Source organism: Klebsiella sp. WOUb02, from assembly GCF_050058015.1.
Lineage (GTDB): Bacteria > Pseudomonadota > Gammaproteobacteria > Enterobacterales > Enterobacteriaceae > Klebsiella.
Genome location: NZ_CP170110.1, coordinates 661,699 through 685,193, shown reverse-complemented (window position 1 = coordinate 685,193; position 23,495 = coordinate 661,699). Strand labels below are relative to the sequence as shown.

General features: G+C 56.2%; 24 protein-coding genes and 3 pseudogenes. 8 read left to right on the top strand and 19 right to left on the bottom strand.

Translation table 11 applies throughout. The features are described 5' to 3' along the window. The first annotated feature begins 79 nt into the window (after positions 1 to 79). Positions 80 to 1,027, top strand: a complete 948-nt coding sequence (prs, locus tag ABOC21_RS10055) for a ribose-phosphate diphosphokinase (protein ID WP_004863536.1) — start codon at positions 80 to 82, stop codon at positions 1,025 to 1,027. A 127-nt stretch (positions 1,028 to 1,154) separates the two neighbouring features. Continuing rightward, complete coding sequence (gene dauA / locus ABOC21_RS10050; protein WP_426814443.1) at positions 1,155 to 2,834, top strand: C4-dicarboxylic acid transporter DauA; 1,680 nt, start codon at positions 1,155 to 1,157, stop codon at positions 2,832 to 2,834. 20 nt (positions 2,835 to 2,854) lie between these two features. Here dauA and ABOC21_RS10045 read toward each other — a convergent pair whose 3' ends face one another. Both ABOC21_RS10045 and ychH read right to left on the bottom strand, forming a co-directional pair. Then, positions 2,855 to 3,877, bottom strand: coding sequence for a MerR family transcriptional regulator (locus ABOC21_RS10045; RefSeq protein ID WP_426814442.1), 1,023 nt, complete (start codon positions 3,875 to 3,877; stop codon positions 2,855 to 2,857). Positions 3,878 to 4,103: 226 nt separating this feature from the next. Continuing rightward, positions 4,104 to 4,379, bottom strand: coding sequence for a stress-induced protein YchH (ychH, locus tag ABOC21_RS10040; RefSeq protein WP_346431313.1), 276 nt, complete (start codon positions 4,377 to 4,379; stop codon positions 4,104 to 4,106). A gap of 271 nt (positions 4,380 to 4,650) precedes the next feature. On the opposite strand from ychH, the gene pth reads away from it, so the two are divergent. Next, a complete protein-coding gene (pth, locus tag ABOC21_RS10035; RefSeq protein WP_426814441.1) occupies positions 4,651 to 5,235 on the top strand; it encodes an aminoacyl-tRNA hydrolase in 585 nt (194 codons plus the stop codon). 117 nt (positions 5,236 to 5,352) lie between these two features. Then, positions 5,353 to 6,444: a redox-regulated ATPase YchF gene (ychF, locus tag ABOC21_RS10030; RefSeq protein WP_426814440.1), complete on the top strand. Its 1,092-nt coding sequence runs from the start codon at positions 5,353 to 5,355 to the stop codon at positions 6,442 to 6,444. Positions 6,445 to 6,775: 331 nt separating this feature from the next. On the opposite strand, the gene ggt is transcribed toward ychF, so the two are convergent. Genes ggt through ABOC21_RS09980 form a run of 10 tightly spaced genes read right to left on the bottom strand, consistent with a single transcriptional unit; the run spans position 6,776 to position 15,313 of the window. Beyond that, positions 6,776 to 8,398 (bottom strand): gamma-glutamyltransferase, encoded by a 1,623-nt coding sequence (gene ggt, locus ABOC21_RS10025; RefSeq protein WP_426814439.1) that lies wholly within the window; start codon positions 8,396 to 8,398, stop codon positions 6,776 to 6,778. Further along, positions 8,395 to 9,906 (bottom strand): class I adenylate-forming enzyme family protein, encoded by a 1,512-nt coding sequence (locus ABOC21_RS10020; protein WP_426814438.1) that lies wholly within the window; start codon positions 9,904 to 9,906, stop codon positions 8,395 to 8,397. The genes ggt and ABOC21_RS10020 overlap by 4 nt, the downstream gene beginning before the upstream one ends. Then, positions 9,899 to 10,669 (bottom strand): VOC family protein, encoded by a 771-nt coding sequence (locus tag ABOC21_RS10015; protein ID WP_426814437.1) that lies wholly within the window; start codon positions 10,667 to 10,669, stop codon positions 9,899 to 9,901. The genes ABOC21_RS10020 and ABOC21_RS10015 overlap by 8 nt, the downstream gene beginning before the upstream one ends. Then, positions 10,666 to 11,076: a PaaI family thioesterase gene (locus ABOC21_RS10010; protein WP_426814436.1), complete on the bottom strand. Its 411-nt coding sequence runs from the start codon at positions 11,074 to 11,076 to the stop codon at positions 10,666 to 10,668. Before ABOC21_RS10010 ends, ABOC21_RS10015 begins: the two co-directional genes overlap by 4 nt. A 13-nt stretch (positions 11,077 to 11,089) precedes the next feature. Then, positions 11,090 to 12,094, bottom strand: coding sequence for a quinone oxidoreductase family protein (locus ABOC21_RS10005; RefSeq protein ID WP_426814435.1), 1,005 nt, complete (start codon positions 12,092 to 12,094; stop codon positions 11,090 to 11,092). Positions 12,095 to 12,110: 16 nt separating this feature from the next. After that, complete coding sequence (locus tag ABOC21_RS10000; protein WP_426814434.1) at positions 12,111 to 12,680, bottom strand: ABC transporter substrate-binding protein; 570 nt, start codon at positions 12,678 to 12,680, stop codon at positions 12,111 to 12,113. Continuing rightward, entirely contained in the window at positions 12,601 to 13,089 is a 489-nt protein-coding gene (locus ABOC21_RS09995) for an ABC transporter substrate-binding protein (protein WP_426814433.1), read from the bottom strand. The genes ABOC21_RS10000 and ABOC21_RS09995 overlap by 80 nt, the downstream gene beginning before the upstream one ends. 25 nt (positions 13,090 to 13,114) lie before the next feature. Then, on the bottom strand, positions 13,115 to 13,882 hold the full coding sequence (locus ABOC21_RS09990) for an ABC transporter permease (protein ID WP_426814432.1): 768 nt from the start codon (positions 13,880 to 13,882) through the stop codon (positions 13,115 to 13,117). 1 nt (position 13,883) lies between these two features. Next, entirely contained in the window at positions 13,884 to 14,618 is a 735-nt protein-coding gene (locus ABOC21_RS09985) for an ABC transporter ATP-binding protein (protein ID WP_426814431.1), read from the bottom strand. Continuing rightward, on the bottom strand, positions 14,615 to 15,313 hold the full coding sequence (locus ABOC21_RS09980; RefSeq protein ID WP_426814430.1) for a GntR family transcriptional regulator: 699 nt from the start codon (positions 15,311 to 15,313) through the stop codon (positions 14,615 to 14,617). Before ABOC21_RS09980 ends, ABOC21_RS09985 begins: the two co-directional genes overlap by 4 nt. Before the next feature lie 667 nt (positions 15,314 to 15,980). Between ABOC21_RS09980 and ABOC21_RS09975 the strand changes: the two genes are divergently transcribed. Continuing rightward, complete coding sequence (locus ABOC21_RS09975) at positions 15,981 to 16,550, top strand: IclR family transcriptional regulator (RefSeq protein WP_426814429.1); 570 nt, start codon at positions 15,981 to 15,983, stop codon at positions 16,548 to 16,550. A 110-nt stretch (positions 16,551 to 16,660) separates the two neighbouring features. Continuing rightward, positions 16,661 to 17,095 (top strand): annotated as a pseudogene (locus ABOC21_RS09970) (OPT/YSL family transporter); the annotation flags it as partial. On the opposite strand, the gene ABOC21_RS09965 reads toward ABOC21_RS09970, so the two are convergent. The 7 genes and pseudogenes from ABOC21_RS09965 to pckA form a co-directional block, all read right to left on the bottom strand. Further along, entirely contained in the window at positions 16,988 to 17,308 is a 321-nt protein-coding gene (locus ABOC21_RS09965; RefSeq protein ID WP_426814428.1) for a T6SS effector phospholipase Tle3 domain-containing protein, read from the bottom strand. The pseudogene ABOC21_RS09970 and the gene ABOC21_RS09965 overlap by 108 nt on opposite strands. Positions 17,309 to 17,323: 15 nt before the next feature. Further along, complete coding sequence (locus tag ABOC21_RS09960) at positions 17,324 to 17,860, bottom strand: T6SS immunity protein Tli3 family protein (RefSeq protein ID WP_426815458.1); 537 nt, start codon at positions 17,858 to 17,860, stop codon at positions 17,324 to 17,326. Positions 17,861 to 17,880: 20 nt separating this feature from the next. Continuing rightward, positions 17,881 to 18,072: a hypothetical protein gene (locus ABOC21_RS09955; protein ID WP_426814427.1), complete on the bottom strand. Its 192-nt coding sequence runs from the start codon at positions 18,070 to 18,072 to the stop codon at positions 17,881 to 17,883. A 12-nt stretch (positions 18,073 to 18,084) separates the two neighbouring features. Next, positions 18,085 to 18,615 (bottom strand): annotated as a pseudogene (locus ABOC21_RS09950) (DUF2345 domain-containing protein); the annotation flags it as partial. Then, entirely contained in the window at positions 18,581 to 18,781 is a 201-nt protein-coding gene (locus ABOC21_RS09945) for a hypothetical protein (RefSeq protein ID WP_426814426.1), read from the bottom strand. The gene ABOC21_RS09945 and the pseudogene ABOC21_RS09950, both read right to left, overlap by 35 nt. A gap of 43 nt (positions 18,782 to 18,824) precedes the next feature. Next, a complete protein-coding gene (gene tssB, locus ABOC21_RS09940) occupies positions 18,825 to 19,322 on the bottom strand; it encodes a type VI secretion system contractile sheath small subunit (RefSeq protein ID WP_426814425.1) in 498 nt (165 codons plus the stop codon). Positions 19,323 to 19,831: 509 nt separating this feature from the next. Further along, a complete protein-coding gene (gene pckA / locus ABOC21_RS09935; RefSeq protein WP_426814424.1) occupies positions 19,832 to 21,475 on the bottom strand; it encodes a phosphoenolpyruvate carboxykinase (ATP) in 1,644 nt (547 codons plus the stop codon). 317 nt (positions 21,476 to 21,792) lie between these two features. Between pckA and ABOC21_RS09930 the strand changes: the two are divergent. Both ABOC21_RS09930 and ABOC21_RS09925 read left to right on the top strand, forming a co-directional pair. Beyond that, positions 21,793 to 22,687 (top strand): annotated as a pseudogene (locus ABOC21_RS09930) (LysR substrate-binding domain-containing protein). Between the two features lie 107 nt (positions 22,688 to 22,794). Continuing rightward, on the top strand, positions 22,795 to 23,493 hold the full coding sequence (locus ABOC21_RS09925) for an RluA family pseudouridine synthase (protein ID WP_426814423.1): 699 nt from the start codon (positions 22,795 to 22,797) through the stop codon (positions 23,491 to 23,493). The last annotated feature ends 2 nt before the right edge of the window (positions 23,494 to 23,495 follow it).

The following is a 23,495-nucleotide window of genomic DNA, read 5'->3' as shown; positions in this document are numbered from 1 at the left end:
CCGCCTGGATGGAACGGCGCCGCCGCACGGTTTTTGGCCCTTTTCATCCACCACTGGACGCATGCCTGAGGTTCTTCTCGTGCCTGATATGAAGCTTTTTGCTGGTAACGCCACCCCGGAACTAGCACAACGTATTGCCAACCGCCTGTACACTTCTCTTGGCGACGCCGCTGTAGGTCGTTTTAGCGACGGCGAAGTCAGCGTACAAATCAATGAAAACGTACGCGGTGGTGATATTTTCATCATCCAGTCCACTTGTGCTCCCACCAACGACAACCTGATGGAACTGGTTGTTATGGTTGATGCCCTGCGTCGCGCTTCGGCGGGTCGTATCACCGCTGTTATTCCTTACTTCGGCTATGCTCGCCAGGACCGCCGCGTTCGTTCCGCCCGTGTGCCAATCACTGCTAAAGTGGTTGCGGACTTCCTGTCCAGCGTTGGCGTTGACCGCGTGCTGACCGTTGACCTGCACGCTGAACAGATCCAGGGCTTCTTCGACGTTCCGGTTGATAACGTATTCGGCAGCCCAATCCTGCTGGAAGATATGCTGCAGCTGAACCTGGATAACCCAATCGTGGTTTCTCCGGACATCGGCGGCGTCGTGCGCGCCCGCGCTATCGCCAAGCTGCTGAACGATACCGATATGGCCATCATCGATAAACGTCGTCCGCGCGCTAACGTCTCCCAGGTGATGCATATCATCGGCGACGTGGCGGGCCGCGACTGCGTCATGGTTGACGACATGATCGATACCGGCGGTACGCTGTGCAAGGCGGCAGAAGCGCTGAAAGAGCGTGGCGCTAAACGCGTCTTCGCCTACGCTACTCACCCGATTTTCTCCGGCAACGCTATCCAGAACATTAAAAACTCGGTGATTGATGAATTCGTCGTTTGCGATACTATTCCGCTGGCGCCAGAAATCAAAGCCCTGGAAAAAGTTCGTACCCTGACGCTGTCTGGTATGCTGGCAGAAGCGATTCGTCGTATCAGCAACGAAGAATCGATCTCTGCAATGTTCGAGCATTAATCGAGCTTGGCCCAAAGAAACCCGCTGAGGCGGGTTTTTTTGTCTCTTAAACCAATTTGTATGACCATTGCCTCCTTCACCTGCCATATTAGTTGACAGATGATGCGCCCATGGATGAAACATTATCGTGAATAGATTATTTTCCCCACACGTGATGCCTTTCCGCGCCCTCATCGACGCTTGCTGGAAAGAAAAATATACCTTTTCGCGCTTCACCCGCGACCTGATTGCCGGGATAACGGTGGGGATTATCGCCATCCCGCTGGCGATGGCGCTGGCAATTGGCAGCGGCGTCGCGCCGCAGTACGGACTCTATACCTCCGCCGTCGCCGGGATCATCATCGCGCTGACCGGTGGCTCGCGCTTTAGCGTTTCCGGCCCGACCGCCGCCTTTGTGGTGATCCTTTATCCGGTATCGCAACAGTTTGGCCTCTCCGGGCTGCTGGTCGCGACGCTAATGTCCGGTATTTTTTTAATTCTTTTCGGCCTGGCCCGCTTCGGGCGGCTAATTGAGTATATCCCGCTCTCGGTGACCCTCGGATTTACTTCAGGTATCGGTATTACTATCGGTACCATGCAGATTAAGGACTTTCTTGGCCTGCAGATGGCGCACGTGCCGGAGCACTACCTGCAGAAAGTCGCCGCCCTGGTCATGGCGCTGCCGACCGTCAACCTTGGCGATGCGGCGATCGGGATCGTCACTCTCGGCACCCTGATTATGTGGCCGCGCCTCGGGATCCGCCTGCCCGGCCACCTGCCCGCGCTGCTGGCGGGCTGCGCGGTGATGGTGGTCGTGAATCTGCTGGGCGACCAGGTCGCTACCATCGGCTCTCAGTTCCACTACACGCTCGCCGACGGCAGTCAGGGAAGCGGCATTCCGCAGCTGCTGCCGCAGCTGGTGCTGCCCTGGGATATGCCGGGCTCTGATTTCACCCTCAGCTGGGCCTCGCTGCAGGCGCTGCTGCCGGCGGCGTTCTCGATGGCTATGCTCGGCGCCATTGAGTCGCTGCTGTGCGCGGTGGTGCTGGATGGTATGACCGGCACCAAGCATAAGGCGAACAGCGAGCTGATTGGCCAGGGTCTGGGCAATATCGTCGCGCCTTTCTTCGGCGGCATTACCGCGACCGCGGCGATTGCCCGCTCGGCGGCAAACGTGCGCGCCGGGGCGACCTCACCGGTCTCCGCGGTGATCCATGCGCTGCTGGTGATCATGGCGCTGCTGATCCTCGCCCCGCTGCTCTCCTGGCTGCCGCTTTCGGCGATGGCGGCGCTGCTGCTGATGGTGGCGTGGAATATGAGCGAAGCGCATAAGGTCGTGAACCTGCTGCGCTATGCGCCGAAAGACGACATTATCGTGATGCTGCTGTGCATGTCGCTGACGGTGCTGTTTGATATGGTCATTGCGATTAGCGTCGGTATCGTGCTGGCTTCGCTGCTGTTTATGCGCCGTATCGCCCGCATGACGCGCCTGGCTCCGGTCAACGTAGACGTCCCCGACGACGTGCTGGTGCTGCGGGTTATCGGCCCGCTGTTCTTCGCCGCCGCCGAGGGGCTGTTTAACGATCTGGAAACGCGGATTGAGGGTAAGCGGATCGTGGTGCTGAAATGGGATGCGGTGCCGGTGCTGGACGCCGGCGGCCTGGATGCCTTCCAGCGCTTCGTGAAAAAGCTGCCGGAAGGCTGCGAGCTACGGGTGTCTAATCTGGAATTTCAGCCGCTGCGCACTCTGGCGCGCGCCGGAGTCCAGCCCATTGCCGGACGCCTGAGCTTCTACCCCGATCGCAACGCCGCGCTGGCGAATATTTAACCACAGCGGAATGCGGGCGTTCACGCCCGCATCATCACTCCTATCGCCTGCTGGAGCCAGCTGAGCACCGGCGGCGTCATCCACGTCCCTTTCATCAGATGCGGTTCGCGCTCCATCGCGTGGCGAAACTTTTGCTGGGTCTGCGGGCTGGTTCCGGCATACGACTGGAACAGCGTCAGCCACTGCCGCGCCAGCTTTTGCCCGGCCTCGGATGCCGGTTCGGTCTGCTCAGCGCAGGCCTGATGCAGCGCCGATACCAGCCCCGGCCACTCCATCAGCCGATCGAAATAGTGCTCACGGGTAAACGCCAGCTCGTCGGCGTTCAAATAGCGCGCCCAGATCGCCAGCTTGCTTTGCGCAAAGGCGTGGGTAATGTAGTCCACCACCTCGGGCGTAATCCCGGTTTGCGCGCGCATTTGCGGTTCCGCTGCGTGCATCTCATTGAGGCGGGTGAGAAACTCAGGCCGCCCGGCGGTATCAAGCTCCAGGCGCTCCATCCAGCGGGTGGCCAGCGCCATCGCCGATGGCGAGTCTGGCGGGCTGCGCTCCTCCATCAGCCGCTGCGCCTCAATGACCAGCGCCTGCCAGATTTGATTGCGCTGCTCGTCCTGTTCTGCGAACGGCAGCGCCTGTAGCTCCTGCGGACTAAACCAACGATCGTACATATTCATAAGCTCCAGGGTCTGTAGCCAGGACTCCAGATCGGGTTCATTCCCGCTACCCAGCTCGTCGCGCAGCAGCGCCAGCCTTTCGCGCAGCGTTGAAATCGTGCGCAGCTGCGTATCAAGGGTGGCAATTTGCTGCACCAGCAGGTCAGATAACGAAAGCGAACCGCGATCGAGATGCTCCTTAATAGCGGCGAGTTCCAGCCCGGCCTGCGCCAGCGCCTTAATCATATGCAGCCGCTGAACGGCCGCATCGTACAGCCGATAACCCGCCGCGCTTCTGGCCGAAGGCGTCAGCAGCCCGGTTTGTTCATAGTGATGTAGCGTACGGACGGTTATTCCGGCGCGTTTCGCCAGTTCCCCCACCTGAATTAACATGACTGCTCCTTTTGTCTGCCAGTGGCACAACTCTGCCGCCTGACGTTACGTTAGGGTCAAGCGCATATTTATCAACGGGGCAACAATATCAGCGGGACGGCCGTTGCGGGAGTAAAATAAGCAGGAGTAACATAGTCAGCCAGCCGGTTAGATCGCGGCTGGCGGCAGTGCGGATGAGTTCACAAAATTGCACCCGCCTGGCGACAGGTGCAGGCAATGGACTGGCCTAGCTGTGGCGATGCTGGTCGCGACGACAGCGTTTGTCGTAGTGGCGCACCCACCAGTACCTGTCGCCGACCTGTTCATGACCGCCGACGCGCGCGCCGGCAAGCCAGAGAACGGCGCCGACGAAGATGCTGAGGATCGCGCCGTGCGCGAAGAACTGCGGCAGGTCAAGCTGCGGTAGCTGGTTTAAAATGGAGTAGCCGACGCCGACAACCATGACGACCAACCCTAAACCCATCAGTATATTACCGAGTAACGAAGCGTTTCTGCGTTTCATATGTCACCTCCGGAACCTTGGGTTATCTGAGAATATCCTCAGAACTTATAGGCGTAGTATAGACAATGGGCAGAAGAGTGATTGCGTAGGCGATCACATTAGCGAGCAACAAACCAACAAAAGTTTACAAATAACTTACTGAACAACATCAAATTCTAATGGTTCACCGGCGAAATTATCATCGCGATAGCGCTGCGTTGGCAGAATTTTGTCAAGCGCGCTCGCAGACAGTACACTACGCGCCAGAGAACGACCCATGCAGGATATAAAAGTGACGATAAAACTGATTGTCGGCCTGGCTAACCCCGGTGCGGAATACGCGGCAACACGCCATAACGCTGGCGCCTGGTACGTAGATCTCCTGGCCGACCGCCACCGCGCCCCGCTGCGCGAAGAGAGCAAATTCTACGGCTACACCTCGCGGATTAACTTTGCCGGCGAGGATGTCCGCCTGCTGGTGCCGACCACCTTTATGAACCTCAGCGGTAAAGCCGTGGCGGCGATGGCCACCTTTTACCGGATTAATCCCGATGAGATTCTGGTCGCCCACGATGAGCTGGATTTGCCGCCCGGCGTGGCGAAATTTAAGCTCGGTGGCGGCCACGGCGGACATAACGGCCTGAAAGATATCATCAGCAAACTGGGCAATAACCCCAACTTTCACCGCTTACGCGTCGGAATCGGCCATCCAGGCGATAAAAATAAAGTTGTCGGCTTTGTATTAGGTAAACCGCCGCTGAGCGAGCAGAAACTGATTGATGAAGCCGTTGATGAAGCCGCGCGCTGCACGGAAGTCTGGCTGAAAGATGGCCTGACCAAAGCAACCAACCGTTTACACGCATTTAAAGCGCAATAACCGGCCGACGTGCGGAATTTTTGCCGCACACCGTGTATAATAGGCGAAGCTATTTACTTTTCTACAATCTGTTCAACGTAACAGGTTGATTATCCAAAGATTAAGGTGATTTAAATCATGGGATTCAAATGCGGTATCGTCGGTTTGCCCAACGTCGGCAAATCCACCCTGTTCAATGCGCTCACCAAAGCGGGTATTGAAGCGGCCAACTTCCCCTTCTGTACTATTGAGCCGAACACCGGTGTCGTACCGATGCCCGATCCGCGTCTGGATAAGCTGGCCGAAATCGTTAAACCGCAGCGCATCCTGCCGACTACCATGGAATTCGTCGACATCGCGGGCCTGGTAAAAGGCGCATCCAAGGGCGAAGGTCTGGGCAACCAGTTCCTGACCAACATTCGTGAAACCGAAGCGATCGGCCACGTGGTTCGCTGCTTTGAAAACGACAACATCATCCACGTTAACAACAAAGTGGATCCGGCTGACGATATCGATGTTATCAACACCGAGCTGGCGCTGTCCGATCTTGATACCTGCGAGCGCGCCATTCATCGCGTACAGAAGAAGGCCAAAGGCGGCGATAAAGACGCGAAAGCTGAACTGGCCGCGCTGGAAAAATGTCTGCCGCAGCTCGAAAACGCCGGCATGCTGCGCGCGCTGGCGCTGACGGACGAAGATAAAGCCGCCATCAAATACCTGAGCTTCCTGACCCTGAAGCCAACCATGTACATCGCTAACGTCAACGAAGACGGCTTCGAGAACAACCCGTATCTCGATAAAGTCCGCGAAATCGCCGCCGCCGAAGGTTCGGTGGTGGTTGCCGTCTGCGCCGCCGTTGAATCCGATATTGCGGAACTTGACGACGCCGACCGCGATGAGTTCATGGCCGAACTGGGCCTCGAAGAGCCGGGCCTCAACCGCGTTATCCGCGCCGGCTACGAGCTGCTGAACCTGCAGACCTACTTCACCGCCGGCGTTAAAGAAGTCCGCGCGTGGACGATCCCTGTCGGCGCCACCGCGCCGCAGGCGGCGGGTAAAATCCACACCGACTTCGAAAAGGGCTTTATCCGCGCTCAGACCATCGCCTATGAAGACTTTATCACCTACAAAGGCGAACAAGGCGCGAAAGAAGCCGGTAAGATGCGCGCCGAAGGCAAAGACTACATCGTTAAAGATGGCGACATCATGAACTTCCTGTTCAACGTCTAAATAAACTTTGTTGTCTCATGAGGTTTCGCTGAATCTCAAGAAGACGGTGAAACCCTATAAAATCCACGCAATTGCGTGGATTTTTCATTTCATGGCGTCTCATTTCATCTCATGACAGCGCAGTTAAAAATGAGCCCAGCAATGAGTATAATCAGTTTTCATCTTTCAGCATCGACCAGATGACTCTCGCGTTTTTGAGTCCGGCACAGCTATTAAAATAACCCGCCCCAAGGCGTTATTTTGCGTTCAGCGGCCGAATTCTCCAGCGACGACGTTCGATTATTCACCGCCAGCGACTCACTCCGTGAAGGATAAGAGCAGTCCCTTTACATCAAAACCCCAGCGCCTGACCGTCGCGGCGGCTGTCGCTGGCGGCGACATAGCCGTGATTCGGGTCATCCGACAGCCGCCAGATAAATTGCCCGGCGCCAAAATCCATATAGGGATCGTCCACGGCTTTAAGCCGGTGCCCGCGTGACTGTAGCTGCTGCGCCACAGCCGGGTCAAAACCCGTTTCCAGATCGAGGGTAAAATTCCGATTAACCTTCCAGCGTGGAGCATCACAGGCCGTCTGGGGTTGCTGATGAAAATCCAGCATGCGGACCAGCGTTTGTACATGGCCCTGGGGCTGCATATCGCCGCCCATGACGCCAAAACTCATCTGTGGCTGACCCTCTTTGGTCAGGAACGCCGGGATAATGGTATGGAAGGGACGTTTTCCTGGCTCCAGCACATTGGCTGATTTGGGATCGCTGGAGAATCCGGCGCCCCGGTTTTGCAGGCTGATGCCATATTCCGGTACCACCACGCCCGAACCGAAGCCCATATAGTTGGACTGAATAAAGGAGACCATCATGCCCTGTTCGTCAGCGGTGGTAAGATACACGGTGCCGCCGGTACGCGGCACTCCCGCCGTGGGCAGGCTGGCGCGCGTCAGGTCAATTTGGGCGGCACGCTGTTGCAGGTAGCTGCTGTCCAGCATTTGTTGGGGGGTGATTTCCATTGAGCCCGGATCGGCCACGTAACGATAAACATCGGCAAAGGCCAGCTTCATCGCTTCAATTTGCAGATGCTGCGCATCAATGCCATCCAGCACCAGGCTGGAAAGATCAAACTGTTCCAGAATGCCCAGCGCTATCAGCGCCGCAATACCCTGCCCGTTCGGGGGGATCTCATGCACATCATAACCGCGATAGCGCTGGCTGATGGGCGTCACCCATTCCGGCTGATACGTCTGTAAATCCTGCAATGTCAGGCTGCCTCCCGTTTGCTGTGACCAGCTCACCATGGCGTCGGCCATTTCGCCTTCATAAAACGCCCGGGCGCCCTGGTCGGCCAACAGACGCAGGGTTCTGGCGGCAGATGGAAAAAGAAACAACTCCCCGGTTTGCGGCGCTCGGCCATCGGGCATGAACACATCGGCAAAACCAGGCTGCTGCGCAAGGAGCGGAACGGCCGCCTGCCATTTCCGGGCCACCATCGGTGCCAGCGTTACGCCACGTTCGGCAATCTCAATGGCGCTGTGCATCAGGCGGGAGAAAGGGAGTTTGCCGAATCGCCGATGTAACGCTTCCCAGCCTGCGACGGCGCCCGGCACCGTGACGGTATCCCAGCCTCGTTCCGGACGTTTTGCCAGCCCATGGGCATCGTCACCGTAGCGGCGATGAAAATAGTTCAGGTCCCAGGCGGCCGGAGCGGGACCGGAGGCATTCAACCCATGCAACTGCCCGCCGTCCCATATCAGCGCAAAGGCGTCGCCGCCCAGCCCGTTTGACACCGGCTCTACGATGGTCAATGTGGCGGCGGTGGCGATGGCGGCATCCACCGCGTTGCCGCCTTCCAGCAATATACGATTGCCTGCCTGCGCCGCCAGCGGATGTGACGTGGAGACGATGTTACGGGCGAATACCGGCGTGCGCGGCGTATGATACGGGTTATGCCAGTTAAAACTCATGGTTGTTCCCCCTGTTGTACGCGTTGTTCCGCCGCGGACTGTAATGCCCGGCGGTCAACTTTATTGGTGCCGGCCAGCGGGAAGCCTCCCGTCAGCCAGATGTGGCGTGGATGTAAATATGCAGGCCCCTGCTGCAGTACCCAGCTTTTCAGCGCCTGAGGGTCGAGATTTTCTCCGGCGCGAGGGATCACCCAGGCGACGGGCTTCTGGCCTTTGATATCGTCCACCACCGGCACCACACAGGCCTGCTGTACCTGAGGGTGGCTTTCCAGCAGTTTCTCCACCTCGCCCGGCCAGATATTTTCACCACCGCAGACGAACATGTCGTCATGACGGCCGATGAACCAGAAAAAGCCCTGCTCATCCCGCCGGAACACATCGCCGGTTATGTAGTAACCGTCATCGGTAAACGGCACTAGCACATCGGGACGCTGGTGATAGCCTTGCATCAGCGCCGGGCTTTTCATCTCCAGCACGCCTTCATCCGCCAGCGTGCCGTCACCGTTGCGCAGCCGTACGCTGACCGCCTGATGGGGATAGCCCGGGGAGCCGGTGGGCGTTGTCAGCCCCTGCGGATGGGGCGCAAAGACCACCGGCCCGCCTTCCGTGGTGCCATAGGCGTTAATGATGCGCGCCTGCGGCAGCCAGTGGCGCAGCGACCGATAGAGGCCGTCGCTCACCGGCGCCGATCCCATTCGAATCACCCGCACGCAGGAGAGATCGCTGGTCGCCAGCAGATCTTTTTCCTGCAACATCATCGCCAGCATGGGCGGGACGGCAGTGAGCCAGGTGCAGCGATAGTGGCTCACCGCCCGGAGATATTCACGGGCGGTAAACTGCGGCAGCAGCACCGTAGTCACCTGGCTTGCGAGCATCAGCAGCGCTAGCGCCAGCGCGTTCATATGGTAAAACGGCGCAGCAATCAGCACCCGCTCCCCCGTCAGTTCCCGGTTTGCCAGACGTGTGGCCACCACCCAGCGGTGGCTGGCATGCGTCAGGCGCACGCCTTTCGGCATCCCGGTAGAACCGGACGTGTAGAGCATCAGGGCGAGATCGTCGTCAGCAGGGATAAAGCAGTTCAGCTCTCCGGGCAGCCGCAGGGCCTCCAGCTCGGCGCCAAAACTGATGCGAGGCTGATGACAGGTGACGCGGGCAAGCTGATCTGCATCTCCCATCAGCAGATGGCTGCCGCTGTCCGTCAGAATGCGCTCAATGGTACTGACCGGAAAACGAAAGTTTATCGGTACCGCCACCAGACCGGCGCGCATAATCCCCAGCAGGCTGGCCATATAGTCAATGGAATTCCGCGCCAGGATGGCCACGCGCGTTCCGGCAGGCCAGTTAAATTGCTTCAGGCCGAGGCCAATCGCGTCCGCCCGATCGTTCAACTGTCGGAAGGTGATTTCCCGCTGCGCGCCATCCGCCTGGGGGGTTATAAAAGCCGCCCGATCGCTGTGGCGCAGGGAGGGACGGAAGGCGCCGAGGTTGTCAGGTAAGGTATCAGTCATGGTTAAACTCCAGCACCAGCGAGAGAGCGGGGATCGCCACGCTCAGGTAGCCATGGTGTTGCTGCAGGGGAAAATGCTGTTGTTCTGCCGCTGTGGCGATTGCCCCGGCGCCAGCGCCGGAAATCCGGATACTGGCAAACCGGCTTTCGCGGTCATCCGCAAGCGGCAATAGCGCACCATATTGCGCCTGCCATGCGGCGTAACTTGTCACCTGTAACAGGTCGGTATCCCCCAGCCTGGCGTAATTTTCGCGGGTAGCTGCCGGATCGCGCGCCACCACGGTTAGTCCCTGAATTCGGCCCGGCTGTAGCCACTCGTCACGCCATACCCATTCCGGGGTGTGGTGCTGGCAGAAATAGACTCTCCCCGCGCTGAAGCTGCCGGACGCCAGACGCACGGTGCTGAAACGGGCCTCCCCTGTCTCCTCGCCGCTGGCGACATGACGGGAAAAATGCTGTACCGGTTGCACGTTGAACCCGGCATCCTGCAGGATACCTTCCGTCTGTGCCGCGTCATCGCTGGCAAAGACCAGCCCGTCAATACCCGGCGGCGTATCCAGTAGTTCCCGGCGTAGCGGCTCCCCCTGCGCTGGCAGGCCAATCAGCTCCAGATAGTGGTCAGCAAACATAATCAAATGGTTGATCGAACCGAGACTGTGATAGCCCTGCGGGGTTAAGGTGAAACCCAGCGCCCGGAACAGCGTTGCGCTATCATCCAGCGCAAAATGGCTGTTGATCACCAGATGATCCAGTTTCAGACTCATGCCGCCCCCTGCTGCGCCGGCGTGGCGTACAAGCCACGTCCGCTGGCCACCAGACGGCCTTCGGCGTCATAAACCCAGGCTTCAGCGCTGGATGCCAGTTTGCCGTGTTTAATCACTTTTGCTTTCACCGTGAGTTCACCGCGGGCCGGGCGATGGTAATCCACATGCAGGTTGAGCGTGGGTACGCCCCTGTGGGTCCATGCCGCCAGCGCCCAGTCGGCGGCCAGGTCAATCAGCGTGGCGAGAATACCGCCGTGGATGTAGCCTCCGGCCGGGTTAACAACAAACTCCTCCCGGAAAGGCAGCGTCAGGGTTATTTCCCCTTCGCCGGCCTGCGTGACTTTGAGCCCCAGCCACTGGTGATAAGGGCCGTTCAGTAATTTTTGTTCGATGTCCTGCGCGTTCATTTTTTTCTCCGAATCAGGGGGTGACGATCACTTTGCCCAGCACTTCACGGTCGCGGATCAGGCGTAGCCCTTCAGCAGCTTGCTCCAGGGGAAGAACCCTATCGATCAGCGGAGCGATATTGCCTTCGGCTACCATCGTCAGCAGGGCGGTGAGGTTTTCTGCATAAAAACTGTTGGAGCCTTTGATGTTCAGTTCAAAACTCCAGACGTAACGCAGGTCTTCCTGCGGGTCATAGCCGGCAGTCGCGCCGCATACCAGCAGCATGCCGCCCCGTTTCAGGCATTTCAGTGAAGGCCGCCAGGTGTCGCCGCCGGTAAAGTTGATCACCACATCGACGCCGCCGTCATAAGTGCGGCGCTGAGGTTTGCCATATTTTTCAATCGCCCAGCGGGAGAAATCCTGTTCGCGGTAGTTGACCACATGATCGGCGCCGAGCGAGCGCAGCGCGGCGGCTTTTTCATCGCTGCCCGCACAGGCAATCACCTCCGCGCCGAGGTGTTTCGCCAGCACCACGCAGGCGGTGCCGACTCCCCCGCTGGCGCCGAGGATCAAGACCTTATCGCCTGCCTTAATGGTGTTATGGGTGATTAACATGCGGTGGGCGGTGCCATACGCCACCGGCAGCGCCGCCGCCTGCTCAAAGGTCACCCCTTCCGGCAGGGCGATAAGCTGGCGGGCATCTACCAGCGCATACTCCGCCATACCGCCATCGGTCATCTCCCCCATCAAACCCACCTCGGGTTTCAGCGGGTTAATCAGCACCCGATCGCCGATGTTCCAGCCCGTCACCCCATCACCGAGGCTGTCAATCGTGCCCGCCAGATCCAGCCCTGGCACTACCGGCAAAGGGACTTTAATACCCGGCATGCCCTGGACGGTAAAGACATCGTGATAGTTAAACGAGGAGGCCCCGACGCGTATCACCACATGCCCGGCCTGCGCCCGGGGAGTGGATTTGTGTTCATCAATTTGCAACTGCTCAAGGCCACCGTGCTGCGGTAATACCAGCGCTTTCATTATGTTGTTCTCCAGGTTATTTCAAATTTTTCGAAGCCAGGTAAGGACGCGGGTCGAACAGGTCATCGTTCAGTGCGCCTTTAATCGCACCGCTGCTGAGCAGCACGGCGTGTTCGCGTTTCAGGGTTTCAATGTCAGCGGGTTCAAAGGACATCTGGTTCATGCGATCCCACAGGCTGACGTAAGCGCGCGCCTGGTCTTCCGGCAGGCTGGCTTTGGTTTTCAGGATATTGACCACTTCATCCGGGTGAGCGCGCCCCCAGTCGAGGGTGTCGCGCAGGGCGGCGATGACTTTAGCCACGGTTTCCGGATGCTGGCTTACCCACTCGCTGCGTACGGTGCCAACGCCGATGTACGGCAGAGCGTCGCTGTGCGTCAGTTTTTTCCATTCATCTGCAAAGGTGCTGATGATGCGTAATTTCAGGTCGGGTAGCTGCTTAACGGTCAGGGTTCGTAGCGCGGCGGCATCCACCTGTTTTTGCGCCAGGAACTGCGCCAGTCGTGACTCATTGCCTCCCACCAGTGAAAACTGGTTCGCGGCAATACCCGCATTTTCCTGTAACAGGGTGCTGCCAATCACGGCCACGGAAGAGCCAGCGGGAGACATCCCCACTTTTTTGCCTTTGAGTCTGCGACAGTTCAGTAATCGGGGAACCTTCCGGTACCACAAACGCCACGTCGGCGGGTTGAGTGGCGGCAAATATTTTCACCGGCAGCCCTTCGGCGGCTACGCTGAAGACGCCGGCAACCGGCGCGCCAAAGGCCAGATCAATGGAGCCGGACGCCAGGGCTTTCAGCGGCGCATTGACGTCCGGAAAGTGGATAAACTCGGCATCGACGCCCCGTTTTTTCAGGAAGTCCTGGCTTTCCAGCACGGCGCCGTAGCCGAGGCTGACGCCGGAGGTCCAGTAACCGATACGCACTTTGCCATCGGCAACGCTGAGCTGCGGCAGGAGTCCCGCCAGCATGACGAACAGAATAAACAGCTTTTTCATTTGATTACCCCAGATTCAGTGAATGTTATGAGCGTTTTTTCCAGCGGAACAAATGACGTTCCAGTGGTTTCAACAGGCCGCCTTCCAGTAGCAACATCAGCGAGACGAGCAGCAGCGTCCAGGCGAACACCTGGCTGGTTTGCACCAGATCCCCTGCCTGACGCAGGCGATAGCCAATACCATCGGATGATCCCAGCGTTTCGGCCACCAGCGACACACGCCAGCCGAAGCCAAAGGCAAGGCGGGCGCCGGAAAAAAAGTAGGGTAGGATGGTGGGCAGATAAATTTTGCATAACGTCTGCCAGCGGCTCATGCGGAAACTGCGAGCCAGTTCGACATACTGCGCCTCCACGTTTTGCGCCCCCTGCCAGACGTTAGTCAGGATCAGCGGCATGGCGGTCATAAACACCACGAAAACGGTAGTGGCATCGGAAATGCCGAACCAGATAATGGCGAAGATAGCCCAGATGGCCGAAGAAACTGTGTTAAACACCGCCAGCAGCGGTTCGCAAAAACGCGCCACCCGCGAGCTGGCACCTAACACCAGCCCGAATACGGTTCCCACCATCGCCGCCAGTACAAATCCCGAAACCACGCGGCTGAAGGTCGCGCCGATGTCATGCAGCAGCGTTTCGCCCTGCCACAGGGCAAGAAGCGCCTGCCAGGTGGCGGCTGGGCCGGGTAGTACAAAAGCCGGAAGATGTTGTGACCCCAGCCACCAGACGATAAGAAAAATCCCCAACAGGATCATGCGCTGCAGCAGCAGACTCAGGTAGCGCGACAGATGCTTCATCTCATACCTCAAGACGTAACAGGCGAATCTGTTCATTCACCTCGGGAGTGGTAGCGATACGCGGGCGCGACAGGTTCAGCGCAGCTTCTTTGTGAATGCGCCCCGGATGGGGTTTCAGTACCACCACCCGATCGGCCAGTACCACAGCCTCTTCCACATCATGCGTCACCAGGACCACGGTCATGCCGGTCAGTTGCTGAATGCGCAGTAATTCGTCATGCATAGTGCTGCGGGTTTGTGGATCCAGACGTGAGAAGGGTTCATCCATCAGCAGTATTTGTGGCTGCACCACAAGACTTCGGGCCAGCGCCACCCTACTGCGCATCCCGCCGGAGAGTTGATGCGGCCAGTGGCGGGCAAAAGGTGACAGGCCGACCAGCGCCAGGGCGTCGGCCACCCGCTGGCGGCGTTCTTCTTTGCGGAGCGCGCTGTTTTCCAGACCAAAATTGACGTTTTGCTCGACAGAGCGCCACGGCAGCAGGCGATCTTCCTGAAACAGATAGGCAATACGCTGCCAGTGTTGAAACTGTCTGGCCGAAGTACCCTGAATCGCGATGTCGCCGCGGTCTGCCGTTAACAGGCCAGAGATCAGATTTAAAAGCGTGCTTTTTCCGCCACCGGATGCCCCCAACAGCGCGACGATTTCGCCCTGGTAAATCGTCAGGGAAATATTGCTCAGCACCTGCTGACTGGTGAAGGATTTACTAACGTCGCGTAATTCAATCGCCGGGCTCATCCAAAGATCTCCCGCGGCAATATCGGTAATAACGTGCCCTCTTTGCTCAGGGTGGCGTAGATTTTTTCCAGCGTCATTGCCTGAAAAGTTTCAATATGGCGACGGGCAATAAATTCCACGCGTTTGGCGTCACCTTCAATAAAGGCATCAATCATGGCGTTATGATCGTGTTTAATTTCCGGCTTAATTCGCTGGACGTTAAATCCCAGCGCCACCAGACGAGCCATTTCATCCATTAATCCGGAGAGCGTGCGAATTAAATGATCGTTCCCCGTGGCCTCCGCAATAGCTAAATGAAAGCGTTTATTGGCATTCATAAATACATCAATGCGTGTGGACAACGGCGCCGCGACTTCTACCCGACATTCTGCTTCAAGAGCTTTCAGCAGTTCAATATCCACCTTTCCTACCGCCAGTCGTGCCGCCAGCGGTTCCAGCGCGGCGCGCACCGTGAATATTTCCTCCACGTCCTGCACCGTCACGGGAGCGATACGATAGCCTTTACGCGGGCGCGAAATAACCAGTTTTTCATGGCTCAGGCGCGTCAGGGCCAGACGGATGGTGCTTTTCCCGGACTCATAACGTTCCATCAGTTCGGATTCTGTCACCAGCATCCCGGGTAACAGGCGACAGGTCAGAATATCACGGCGAATAGTGTGATAAGCCCGATCGCTTAAAGATGAATAATCGCTCATTCCGGCCTCTTAAATTATTGCTGTGAGCAGCTCACAGCGTCCCTTTGAATATCCTAATGAGGGTTATTCTGAAACAGTGCCGGAGAGTGATCTAATAATTAAATCAGGAATGCAATGTGACAATTTGCATATACTGAGCAGCCCAGAATCTGGCTCCCGTGGAGTTTTATCTGAATGAGTGTGAGCAGCCCACTTCATCCAGGATATGCACATTCTCAGATAAAGTTTTTAGCAGCGGTCACATCAACCGGCTTCCGTTCAGGAGGCCGTTTTCTTCCTGTCTGACCATACCACCCCGTTGCACCATTTCATGCCGCCTTACAATTCAATTGCACCAATATGACACCCATTAATAGTGCGCGCGTTTTGACCGGGAATTAAAATTTCATCCAAAATCAACGTGATAAAAACTGGTATCGTTTTTGCAGTTCCATTTAATGAAACATTAGTCCCATTTTTTGAGACCTTAATATGTCAATCTTAGAGACCACGGCCAGTATTTTGAAACTGATGGTGAGTCAGCAGCGCGCGATCCGCATCAGCGATGTGATTATCCATCTCGGTATGCCGAAAAGTACCGCCTCACGGGTAATGAGCCAGTCTGGAATCCTACGGATACCTGGAGAAAGACGACGTCCAGGGTACCTTCCTGCCAGGACCGCTGATCATGTCTGCCTCCCATCTGGTCAGCCGTCAGATAACCCTCAGCGATCACGTTGACGCGGCGCTGCGCAGCCTCTGCGAGCGCACCGGGTATACCGGCTATATTTCGATGCTTGATAACCAGGAAATTCTGGTCCTCCGGGTGATCCACGGCCGCCAGGCGCTGTCGGTCGTCACCTGGCCGGGTTCCCGTTCTCCTGCCTGGGGCACCTCTACCGGACGTGCGCTGCTGGCGCGTTTTTCCGATACCCAACTACATGATTTCTTCGCCAGTCCACTGGTGACGGCTCAGCTAAACGGCGCCGGTCAGGATGTCAGCATGCTGGTCGCTGCCGTCGCCCGCACCCGTGATGCGGGTTATGCGACGGCAGTAAATGAATCGGTTGCCGAGACGGCATCCGTTAGCTGTGCGGTAGGCGACCCGGCCACTCATGAAGCCGTGGCGTTCTGCCTGTCGTTTCCACAACACCTTGCCACACCTGAAGAGTTGCAACGGATCGCGACATTATTGAAAGAGACCTCTCTCACTATCGCCGCTAAAACCGGCGACACGCTGGTGAGCGCTCTGCCTTGATTCCCCCCTTTTGTCTATGCCAGGAGAATACCGTGAGTCAGACCGTCCATTCCGAAACCTCGTCGGGTCACAACGAAACGCATCCGCGCGCGTTCGCCCCGGCCACGTTATTGCTGTTGCTGGTACTGAGTGTCTTCGGTGCCGTCATCGGCGTTCAGTTGTTAACAACCCTGGGTGTGACCCCCAATACCGCGATTATCGGCGCGATGGCGGCGATGATCATAGCCCGTATCCCGCTCCAGTGCTTCGCACGTTTCCGTTCTATCCATGTCCAGAACCTGGCGCAAAGTGCCACCTCCGCAGCAACCTTTGGTGCCGCCAACTCGCTGCTGCTGCCAATCTCCATTCCGTGGCTGTTTGGTCATCAGGAGATGGTTATGCCGATGTTTATCGGCGTAGCGCTGGCGATGCTGCTGGACGCCTGGCTGCTGTACCGCTTATTTAATACCCGTATCTTCCCGGCGGAAGGCGCATGGCCGCCGGGCATCGCTGCGGCAGAGTCGATCAAGGCAGGCGATCGGGGCGGTAAACAGGCAGCCCTGCTCGGCACCGCAGAGACTCTGTTCGGCAGCTGCAAACCACTCTCCGGTGGAGTTAACGCCGTGCACAAAAATAATAATACCGGAAAGATGTGGCGGGTGTTTGCATTCCGCCCTGACTTTGACGCTCTTAGGTGACCTGCTGCTGCGGTAGTGGGGTTTCCCGTTATCATCAAAAACACAAGATGCTTCACGAGTAGGTTCGTCGGATGCTTTCATATTAATCTTTCCTCGTCAGTTTTCAATGAACTTCACGCTTCTTGGTTTAATATTATCATTACAATGAAAGCTATCGTCCTGCGATACATTATCAAAACTAACCTCGGAGGCATCAATCCACTCTGGATATATTGTTTTTTTAGGAATTGGGTATTTTTCATATCTAGCTTTATCATTAGAGGTTTGTATGTAAATTGCGGCATCTGAAATTGTGGTGGTTTTAGAAACAGACGTGGAAACGTTGAATCCTGTGTTTTTGCTCGGATCTTCAATATTTTTATAAATAATAAAGTATGTAGACCCACCATATTTGTAATCCACGTTTCGACCAGGATAGGCAATCACATTATCGCTGGCCGCATAGACAAACTTACCGCTAAACGACAACACGTCATTTCTTCGACTGATGGTAACTTCATTTTGAGGCTCTTCGTCCAACCCACCTAATCCGGCAAATACCTTGATTTTTTTATTAGTGTCATTGTAATAAACAAAACCACCGCGGGTACAACTAATGTATTTTTCAAAGGTAAAGAAGCGATGACCGTCAATCCGATAGACAACTTGCGGGTCTACATCGATTTCAACATCTCTGATTGCCCGACCGCCGGAGCTACCGGGAAAGCCATAGCCAAAACTCCCCCCACGGTTTGCAACATTGGCAACAAAACCACAGCGGCTACAATCAGCACGACCAGCACTATCACACCTGCCAGGGCTAATTTTAGGCCCATACCAATGCGGTTATCATTTTCATTATTCATAATAATATTCCGTTATTTTTTAGTCACAGGAAGAAATGACAAGATCATCTCGTCAACAACCTTTGACTGAGATAAGTCCGTTTCACCGCTGGCAGAGGTCACGCCTTGAATAATTTTCCCATCGGGCATGGATATTTTGTAGGGTAAATTACCGATGGGATGGCCAGTCAATGCGTTGGTCACAACAAATTTCTCATCAAACGTTGATGGCTCAAACGACTTCATCACGCCCTGCATACTGCCGGAGCCGGCCTTCTTTATTCCCGCATTCTTTATAAGCAGTTTGCCAGGCCCACCAATCTCAACATTCCCGCCTTTGATTTTGATATAACCATCGCCGCATATCAGCGTCAGTTCATCCAGGGCCGTCACCACCGGTTTCTTACCGCTCGAGATATGTGTGTCCTGCGTGGACCAGGTGGTGATATTCCCGCCCTGAGCCTGAATATCAATATCGTTATGTGAACTGAACAATTTTTCACCTTCACGGCTGTGCAGGCTGAGTTGCTTACCCGCGGCCAGAGTGAAGCCTTTTTGCGCCCCTTTCCGCCATCGCGGTCGTATCATCAAAGCTGTTTAAATCACCGAGTTCAGCCACCGGCGTTAAATTAATTTTGTCAAACAGCGAGGCGTATACCCCACCCTGCGGCAGGTATTTTTCGACAATGGCACCACCCGCCTGGTTCTGAGATTCGTTATTAACTGACATTAGCATTTACTCGTCATTATTCCGTGATAAAAACTTCCAGTAATTAATACTGGGCCGGGGCAAGCGCATTCAGCTCATTACGCAACTCTGCGGAAAGGGCAGGATCTTTTAAGATGATTTCCAGTTCTTTCCGGAAAGTCATATTATCAAGAAGATTTGATTTTAAATCGCGCAGCAGATTACGCATCGCGAGCATTGCCCGCAGCTGCGGAATTTGACGCGCCACCGCCTCCGGCTCAAAATCCTTCATATTCTGAAAATGCAGCTTCACATTTTCTACAGCGCCATCGTTAGCGAGGGTGTTTTTAACGCTGAGATTGACCTCTGGATTAAGATTCGCCAGCACGCTGTTAAAATTGTTTTTGTTGATGTCGATCTTCTCGCGCTCGGAGAGCATCCCCTCAGCCTTGCCGTTGCTGAAGTCGCCTACGCTCAGGAGCTTTAACGGGAGCTCAACTTTCTTCTGGATTCCTCCGGTCAAAAGATCCAGCTTGATATTTACACGCGCACGAGGTATTTCGTTCTGAAATGATTCAGACATATATACTTATCTCCTGAATAAATTAATCACTTAACCTGAATATTATCGCTATAGAGGATGTGGCCTTTTGTTTTTACGCTAAATCCAGCGCGGCGTAAAGCGTGAAAAACTCAAACAACCCGTAACGGCAATCGATAATTAAAAGCGATCCATGCCATAAGCCCGACATGACAGGCCTGGCGCGCCTGGCACCCGTTAATATTTATTTAAAAAACCACACCGCCAAAACAAATAACATCCACATCAGCAATGAAAAATAAAAATTAATAAATGGAATAATAAAATAATATTGTTCAAGTCCAGTGTCGGACATTTAAAGCGTCACAAGGAGAGGAGTCTGCGGTATTGACGTAAGGAATGGCATTGACTAAAGGAGTCGGCAGGCAAAAGCCGGCGTGGCCGACGTTGACCGCTAAAACGCGCCCCGCCGGTTTGCTAAAACGAAAAACCCGGACGGCAATCGCTTTGCCATCCGGGTTGAGAGCGGGCTACGCTATTTATAGCGCGGATTAGTTTGCCGTCGCGGCGGACGGTTCAAGTTTTGGGCCCGCCAGGGCCAGGCGCGTGCCGGCCTCGGTATCGCTATATTGCCTGAAGTTATCGATAAACAGCTGGGCCAGGCTCTCGGCTTTATCCTGCCAGCCGTCGGCGGAGCGCCAGCCGCTGCGCGGATCGAGAATCGCGCTGTCAACGCCCGGGATGTTCTGCGGAATGGCCAGGCCAAAGACCGGGATCGTCTCGGGGCGCAGAGGGCCCGTAGTATCGTTCAGGATTGCGCTGATAATGCTGCGGGTATCGCGCAGCGACAGACGCTTACCCTCCCCGTTCCAGCCGGTATTGACCAGCCAGGCTTCCGCGCCGGCTTCCGCCATTTTTGCGGCCAGCACGCTGGCGTACTGCGTTGGGTGCAGCAGCAGGAACGCCGCGCCGTAGCAGGCGGAGAACGTTGGCGTCGGCTGAGTGATGCCGCGCTCGGTCCCGGCCAGCTTCGAGGTGAAGCCCGACAGGAAATGGTACTGCATCTGTTCGGTCGTCAGACGAGACACCGGCGGCAGCACGCCGAACGCGTCGGCGGCGAGGAAAATCACCCGCGCCGGATGACCGGCACGAGAGACCGGTTTGACGATATTTTCGATATGCGACAGCGGATATGAAACGCGGGTATTTTCGGTCTTACTGCCGTCGGCATAGTCCACCGAACCGTCAGCCCGGACCACCACGTTCTCCAGCAGCGCATTGCGGCGAATCGCCTGATAAATTTCCGGCTCCGCCTGCGGATCGAGGTTGATGGTTTTGGCGTAGCAGCCGCCCTCAAAATTGAATACGCCGTCGTCATCCCAGCCGTGTTCATCGTCGCCGATAAGCTGGCGCAGCGGATCGGTGGAGAGCGTTGTTTTACCGGTACCGGAAAGGCCGAAGAACAGGGCCACGTCGCCCTCTTCGCCGCGGTTAGCCGAGCAGTGCATCGAAGCAATGCCCTGCTGCGGCAGCAGATAGTTCATGACCGAGAAGAGCCCTTTTTTCATCTCTCCGCCGTACCAGGTCCCGCCAATAAGCTGAATCTTCTCGCTCAGGTTAAAGGCGACAAAGTTTTCAGAGTTAAGGCCCTGCTCCTGCCACTGGTCGTTGGTGCAGCCCGCGCCGTTGAGGACCACGAAGTCCGGCGTGAACTGCGCCAGCTCTTCAGCGTTGGGAACGATAAACATATTTTTGACGAAGTGGGCCTGCCACGCCACTTCGGTGACAAAGCGCACGCCGAGACGCGTATCGGGGCTTGCCCCGCACCAGGCATCAACCACATACAGCTTTTTGCCGCTCAGCTGGCCGGCAACCCGCGCTTTAAGGCTGGCCCAAATCTGCGGCGTTAACGGTTTGTTGTCGTTGCGGCCAAGCCCGGCATCGGACCACCAGACGGTGTCGCGGGTCAGGTCATCCCTGACGATATATTTGTCGCGCGGCGAACGTCCGGTAAATATTCCGGTATCAACGGCCACCGCGCCGGATGCGGTCATTACGCCGCGCGCTGCGCCGGTGAGTTCCGGACTAGTTTCATGAGCAATCAGCAGGTCGTAATCGGGGTTATAAAATAACTCGCTGCTATCCTTAATACCAAGCTCCAGCAGAGCCTGTTTTACTAATTCGATATGTGGCATGGAACTCCTGACAAACAGCTGGCTAGATAAGATGTTTTCATTATTTCAGCCCGTTATTGCGTTCTTCTGTGAATTCCGTTGTGGAAAAAACCCACAGCAAAATGAAATAACAGGATGAGCGGCTTAGAGCAGCGGCTTTATAGCGGTGCTCATAGGGTATCGCCTGGGCTTGCCGATTATTTGTGCGTATTAACTGCTAAGGAATACGCTAAATCTGAGAAAAATGTTAACACCTGTGATTGGTTATGTTAATTGCATAGTTTCTATGCGTTATGCTAAAATTGCATAGCATTAAATAGAGCGCAAGGAACGGGTCGGTGCTGGCGAATCTTGAAGTGAAGTGGCTGTACGATGTCATTGCTCTGGAGGAGTCCAGAAGCTTTACCCTTGCGGCTAAAACCAGAAATATATCGCAATCCTCCTTCAGCCGCAGGATTCAGGCGCTTGAAGCGTCGCTGGGTTTCAGCATTTTCGATCGCGGGGTTAACCCGCTGCAGCTCACCACCCGCGGAAAAATTTTCGTCGGCTACGCGCGAAATATGCTGGATGATATGGACTTTCAGATAAGTCGCATTAAGGGGCTCAATAACACCACCCAGAAAATAAGAATCGATGCCGCCCCGTCGCTCTCGGTTTTAGTCCTTCCGGAATTAATTGCCGGCTATACCGATATAAAAAATAAAACCTTCCACGTTGAATCGATTAACGTTAACGAAGCCGTATTTAACCTTAAAGAGGGTAAGAGCGACTTTATTCTGTCGTTTTATAATGAGGAGTTAATGAACTATCCATTTATTAACCACAAAATTTTTGACTCCTCGGTACACCTGGTTTCGCCCTGCGATGAGAGCGGCAGACCGCTGTTTCATCTGCACCGCGGGGTTTTACCGCTGATGAGATACGCCAACGATAGCTATATGGGGCGCCAGGTTAATCAGGTCATCGACCGCACGCCGGGGATCACCTTCTCGCTGACCTTCGTCTCTTCGATGAGCGAGTCTGCTTAAGCGCATGATCCTCAACGGCGACGGCGTGGGCTGGCTGCCGCAATACTCTATCCAGCGCGAGCTCGATGAGGGCCGTCTGGCGATTATGGACCCCACGCTGTCGCTGCCGATCGGCGCCTATATGTATCGTTCCGGTTCGCGGCTTAACCAGTCGGCCGAGCGCTTCTGGCAGCATATTAAATCCCGGGATGCCCGGCAGTCCTGAGCGGCGCAATCGGCGTATCTGCGCTCATGGCCGGCTCAATAGCGTATTCGCCAGTCGGCTGAAAATCCGCTATCATTCGCTCCCCCGTTTTGCAGGCGAGCCGCCCGATGTCCACGATTGTTGATACCTTTATTGCCCCGCCGTGCCATGCGCAGATTGAGATCCTCTATCAGGACAAACATCTGCTGCTGATCGCCAAACCCGCCGGCCTGCTCAGCCTCTCGGGGAAAAACCCGCGCAATCTCGACTCGGTGCACCATCGCTTAGTTCAGACCTTTCCCGGCTGCACCCTGGTTCATCGCCTCGACTTTGGGACTTCCGGAGTGATGGTGATTGCCCGCAACAAGGCCATCAACGCCGCCCTCTGCCAGCAGTTTAGCCAGCGCACGGTGAGCAAGGTATACAGCGCGCTGCTGTGCGGGCACCTGACCGATGACGAAGGGGTGATAGACGCGCCCATCGCCAAAGACCCGGCGCTGTTTCCTCTGATGACCATTTGCGCGACCCGCGGCAAGCCGGCCCGCTCCCGCTTTCAAGTGCTTGAGCGCCTGCATCGCCCGGGTGAAGACGGGACGCCGCTGCCGCTGACCCGCGTGCGGCTCACCCCGGAGACCGGACGCACCCATCAGTTGCGCATTCACTGCCAGTTTGCGGGGCACCCTATTTTAGGCTGCGATCTCTACGGCGGGCTGCTGCTGCCGGGCACCGAAGGCACGCCGCGCCTGATGCTGCACGCCAGCGAGCTGCGCTTTACCCACCCGGTCAGCGGAGAGTTAATCAACGCCAGCAGCGCCAGCCCGTTCTGAAG